The sequence below is a fragment of the uncultured Corynebacterium sp. genome, assembly GCF_947253065.1.
Taxonomy (GTDB): Bacteria; Actinomycetota; Actinomycetes; order Mycobacteriales; family Mycobacteriaceae; genus Corynebacterium.
On sequence record NZ_CAMXWS010000073.1, the window covers coordinates 1 to 4,173 of the forward strand.

The 4,173-nt window shown below is 61.3% G+C and carries 5 protein-coding genes; 4 read left to right on the forward strand and 1 reads right to left on the reverse strand.

The genetic code is table 11. The features are described 5' to 3' along the window. Nucleotides 1-77: 77 nt before the first annotated feature. The 4 genes from Q0X21_RS10080 to Q0X21_RS10095 are packed head-to-tail and all read left to right on the forward strand — an operon-like array spanning nucleotide 78 to nucleotide 3,027. The gene (locus Q0X21_RS10080) at nucleotides 78-974 is read left to right on the forward strand and encodes a transporter substrate-binding domain-containing protein (protein ID WP_297851740.1); all 897 of its coding nucleotides are present in this window, start codon (nucleotides 78-80) and stop codon (nucleotides 972-974) included. 3 nt (nucleotides 975-977) lie between these two features. Beyond that, on the forward strand, nucleotides 978-1,631 hold the full coding sequence (locus Q0X21_RS10085; protein ID WP_297851741.1) for an amino acid ABC transporter permease: 654 nt from the start codon (nucleotides 978-980) through the stop codon (nucleotides 1,629-1,631). Beyond that, nucleotides 1,621-2,292, forward strand: a complete 672-nt coding sequence (locus Q0X21_RS10090) for an amino acid ABC transporter permease (protein WP_034664716.1) — start codon at nucleotides 1,621-1,623, stop codon at nucleotides 2,290-2,292. Before Q0X21_RS10085 ends, Q0X21_RS10090 begins: the two co-directional genes overlap by 11 nt. Continuing rightward, nucleotides 2,293-3,027, forward strand: coding sequence for an amino acid ABC transporter ATP-binding protein (locus tag Q0X21_RS10095; RefSeq protein WP_034664718.1), 735 nt, complete (start codon nucleotides 2,293-2,295; stop codon nucleotides 3,025-3,027). 12 nt (nucleotides 3,028-3,039) lie between these two features. Here the strand turns inward: Q0X21_RS10095 and glyA are convergent. After that, nucleotides 3,040-4,173: serine hydroxymethyltransferase (gene glyA, locus Q0X21_RS10100; RefSeq protein ID WP_297851742.1), on the reverse strand; the 1,134-nt coding region annotated here is incomplete at its 5' end.

The window sequence follows — 4,173 nt, forward strand, 5'->3', positions numbered from 1 at the left end:
ATACTAGACAGAGTGGTGTAGTTTGACTGAACCAAGCGGTTTAACCGCGTCCCGTTCACTACAGAAAGTTCACCACTATGTCACTCTTCTCGTCCCGAAAGTCCCGCGGCTCCCGCAAACGCATTGCCGCTGGCGCCGCCGCTCTCTTTGCTGCCGTCTCCCTGACCGCCTGTTCCGCGGACTCCGGAAACGGCGCTGCCACTAACGGCGCGGAACCGTCCCCGAACTTCCGCGACGTCGCTGCAATTCAGGAGTCTGGCACGGTGAAGATCGGCGTGTTCTCGGACAAGTCCCCGTTCGGCTACGTGGATTCGAATGGCGAGTTCGCGGGCTATGACATCGAGTACGGCAACCGTCTGGGCGAGGACCTGGGCGTGGACGTCAAGTATGTCCCGGTGGAGGCTGCTTCCCGCGTGGAGTTCTTGGACACCAACAAGGTCGACATCATCCTGGCTAACTTCACGGTGACTCCGGAACGTGCGGAGAAGGTGGATTACGCCAACCCGTACATGAAGGTGTCGCTGGGGGCAGTCACGCCGGACAATGCGCCGATCGACAGCGTTGAGGGGCTCGAGGGGAAGAAGGTGATCGTCGTAAAGGGCACGACCGCGGAGGCCTACTTGGAAAAGAACCACCCGGAGATCAAGCTGACCAAGTTTGAGCAATACACGGAAGCGACGAATGCGCTTCTCGACGGCCGCGGCGACGCCTGGGTTACCGACAACACGGAGGCTCTTGCTTGGGCCGGTAAGACGGAGGGTTTCTCTGCCACGATCCCGACGCTGGGCGAGACCGACACCATCGCGGGTGCCGTGGCCAAGGGGAACAACGACCTGCGTGAGTGGCTGAACAACAACCTGATCGAGCTGGGCAAGGAGAATTTCTTCCACAACGCCTACGAGAAGACCCTGAAACCGGTCTACGGCGACGCGGTGTCCGCTGATGATTTGGTCGTTGAGGGCGGACAGCTCTAACTCATGGATCTTTCGGTCGTTACCGAGAACATCCCGGTCTATGCTTCGGCGGCACTCCTCACGGTGAGGGTTGCCGCCAAAGGCATCGTACTGGCCTTCATCGTGGGCGCTCTGGTGGCCGGGGTGCGGTTTTTCAAGGTGCCCGTGCTCAGCCAGATTGCGCGGGTGTACATCGAACTTTCCCGCAACACTCCCCTGCTGGTGCAGTTGTTCTTCCTGTACTTCGGCCTGCCCAAGGTGGGCGTTGTGCTGGAGAGCGAAACCTGCGCCGTGGTGGGTTTGGCTTTTCTGGGTGGCTCGTACATGGCGGAGGCGATCCGCGCCGGCTTAGAGGGCGTTGCCCCAATTCAGTTGCAGTCCAGTTTGAGCTTGGGCATGTCGCGGACGCAGGCGCTACGCTACGTCGTCGTCCCGCAAGCCACAGCATTGGCGTTGCCAGCGATCACTGCGAACATCATCTTCCTGATCAAAGAGACCTCGGTGGTCAGCATCGTGGCGCTGCCGGACCTGGTGTACACCGCTAAGGAGCAGATTGGCCAGACGTACGAAACGCGTGAGGCGTTGCTGCTTTTGGTTACGTTCTATCTGATCATCCTGCTGCCGGTGTCACTGATCGCAGGACAGGTGGAGAAGAAGGTGCGTGCGGATGTTTTCTGATCTCCAAGTGCTCGCCGACGGCAACAACTTCGCTCGCCTCCTCCAGGGCCTTGGCGTATCCATTCAGATCGCCTTGGCGTCAATGGGTATGTCGGTTGTGTTGGGGACGTTGTTGGGGGTGGTGATGACGTCGAGAAGCAAAATTGTGCGCGCCATCACCCAGACCTACCTGCAGTTTGTGCGCATCATGCCACAGCTGGTGCTGCTGTTTCTGGTGTACTTTGACGCCACGCGCGCGTGGGGCCTGAACCTGGATGCGAGCGTCGCGGCGGTGATTGTGTTCACGCTGTGGGGAACGGCTGAGCTGGGCGATCTGGTGCGCGGAGCCATCGAGTCCGTACCGCAACACCAATACCTCTCTGCGGCAGCGCTGGGTATTGAGGGGCGCGCGCTGTACCGTCACGTTGTGCTGCCGCAAGCGCTGCGTGGCCTGCTCCCGGCAACGATCAATCTGACCAACCGCATGATCATGACCACCTCGCTTGTCGCCCTGATTGGCGTGGTGGAGGTGCTCAAAGTGGCGCAACAAATCATCGACGCCAATCGCTTCGAATACCCATCCGCCGCCCTGTGGATCTACGGCGTGGTGTTCCTACTGTATTTTCTCGTATGTTTTCCCATCTCGCTCGCCGCGCGCAAGCTGGAAGAAAGGTGGAGCTAGATGTCACTTATATCGCTAGAGCATGTTTCCAAGACCTACCCCAACGGGCACAAAGCGCTTGTCGACGTCTCCGTGGCCGTCGCCCCCGGCGAAGTCCTGGCCATCATCGGCCCATCCGGCTGCGGCAAGTCGACGCTGCTGCGCACGATCAACGGGCTGGAGCCAGTGGATTCCGGCCAGGTCCTGGTCAACGGACGCGATGTCGCATCCAAGGCAACAAAACTCAAGGACGTCCGTTCCGACGTGGGCATGGTGTTTCAGTCCTACGACCTGTTCCCTCATCTGACCGTTATGGACAATCTGCTGCTCGCACCAAAGGTGGTCAAGGGTGTGGATCTCGCCGAGGCGCGCTCTCGGGCGCTTGGATTGCTCGAACGCGTGGGCCTCGCCGAGAAAGCCGATGCCCGCCCGCGCGAGCTGTCCGGCGGCCAGAAGCAGCGCGTGGCCATCGTGCGCGCACTAATGATGCAGCCGAAGGCATTGCTTCTGGACGAAATCACCGCTTCCCTCGACCCCGAGATCGTCCGCGAAGTCCTCGACGTGGTCGTCGGCCTCGCACGGGATGGCATGACCATGATCGTGGTCACCCACGAGATGGCCTTCGCCCGCGCGGTTGCAGACCGCGTCGCCTTCATGGACGCGGGCCGCATCGTAGAAATCGCGCCACCCGAGGAATTCTTCGCTGCGCCGACATCAGAACGTGCGCAACGCTTCCTCGACCAGCTGGTGTTCTAGGGGCAGTTTCCCCTAGAGCAGCTTCCACTCCTCGAGGCCCGGGTACAGCGGGTACTGCTCGGCCAGCTTGGTCACGCGGGCGCGGAGGGAGTCCGCGTCAGCATTCTTGCCCTGTGCAAGGGCGGTGCCAATGATGTCAGCGGTTTCCGTGAACGCAGCCTGGTCGAAGCCACGGGTGGCCAGTGCAGAAGTGCCGATGCGCAGGCCGGAGGTGACCATCGGCGGGCGCGGGTCATTCGGCACGGCGTTGCGGTTGACGGTGATACCCACCTCGTGGAGGAGGTCTTCGGCCTGCTGTCCGTCGAGCTCAGAGTTACGCAGGTCCGCGAGCACGAGGTGCACATCAGTACCGCCGGTGAGCACGTCAACTCCGACTTCCTTGCAGTCTGCGGCGGTCAGACGCTCAGCGAGGATGCGGGCACCTTCAAGGGTGCGCTCTTGGCGATCCTTGAACTCAGGGGTGCCGGCGATCTTCAGCGCGGTGGCCTTGGCAGCCACCACGTGCATAAGCGGACCACCCTGCTGGCCAGGGAACACAGCGGAGTTCAGCGCCTTGCCGTAATTCTCCTTAGCCAGGATCATGCCGGAGCGCGGGCCGCCAAGCGTCTTGTGAATCGTGGTGGACACCACGTCAGAGTGCGGCACCGGCGACGGGTGCAAGCCAGCAGCAACAAGGCCAGCGAAGTGAGCCATGTCGGTCCACAGGTAGGCCCCAACTTCGTCGGCAATAGCGCGGAACGCTGCAAAATCGACGGTGCGCGGGTATGCGGACCAACCGGCGATGATCACCTGCGGGCGGTGCTCCAAGGCAAGCTCGCGGACCTTGTCCATGTCAATGAGCATGGTGTCCGGGTCGACCTCGTATGCCACGACGTTGTACAGGCGGCCAGAGAAGTTGATTTTCATGCCGTGAGTCAGGTGACCACCGTGTGCCAGGGAAAGGCCCATGATGGTGTCGCCCGGCTTGATCAACGCGTGGAGCACAGCAGCATTTGCCTGTGCACCGGAGTGCGGTTGGACGTTGGCGTACTCAGCACCGAAGAGTGTCTTAGCGCGATCGCGGGCAATGTCCTCGAGGACGTCAACATTTTCACAACCACCGTAGTAGCGGCGACCCGGGTAACCCTCGGCGTACTTGTTGGTCAG

What these genes read in the sequence shown, in the direction of transcription:
- Q0X21_RS10080 (WP_297851740.1), top strand. Translation starts at nt 78, where the DNA reads ATGTCACTCTTCTCGTCCCGAAAGTCCCGCGGCTCCCGCAAACGCATT.
- Q0X21_RS10085 (WP_297851741.1), top strand. Translation starts at nt 978, where the DNA reads ATGGATCTTTCGGTCGTTACCGAGAACATCCCGGTCTATGCTTCGGCG.
- Q0X21_RS10090 (WP_034664716.1), top strand. Translation starts at nt 1,621, where the DNA reads ATGTTTTCTGATCTCCAAGTGCTCGCCGACGGCAACAACTTCGCTCGC.
- Q0X21_RS10095 (WP_034664718.1), top strand. Translation starts at nt 2,293, where the DNA reads ATGTCACTTATATCGCTAGAGCATGTTTCCAAGACCTACCCCAACGGG.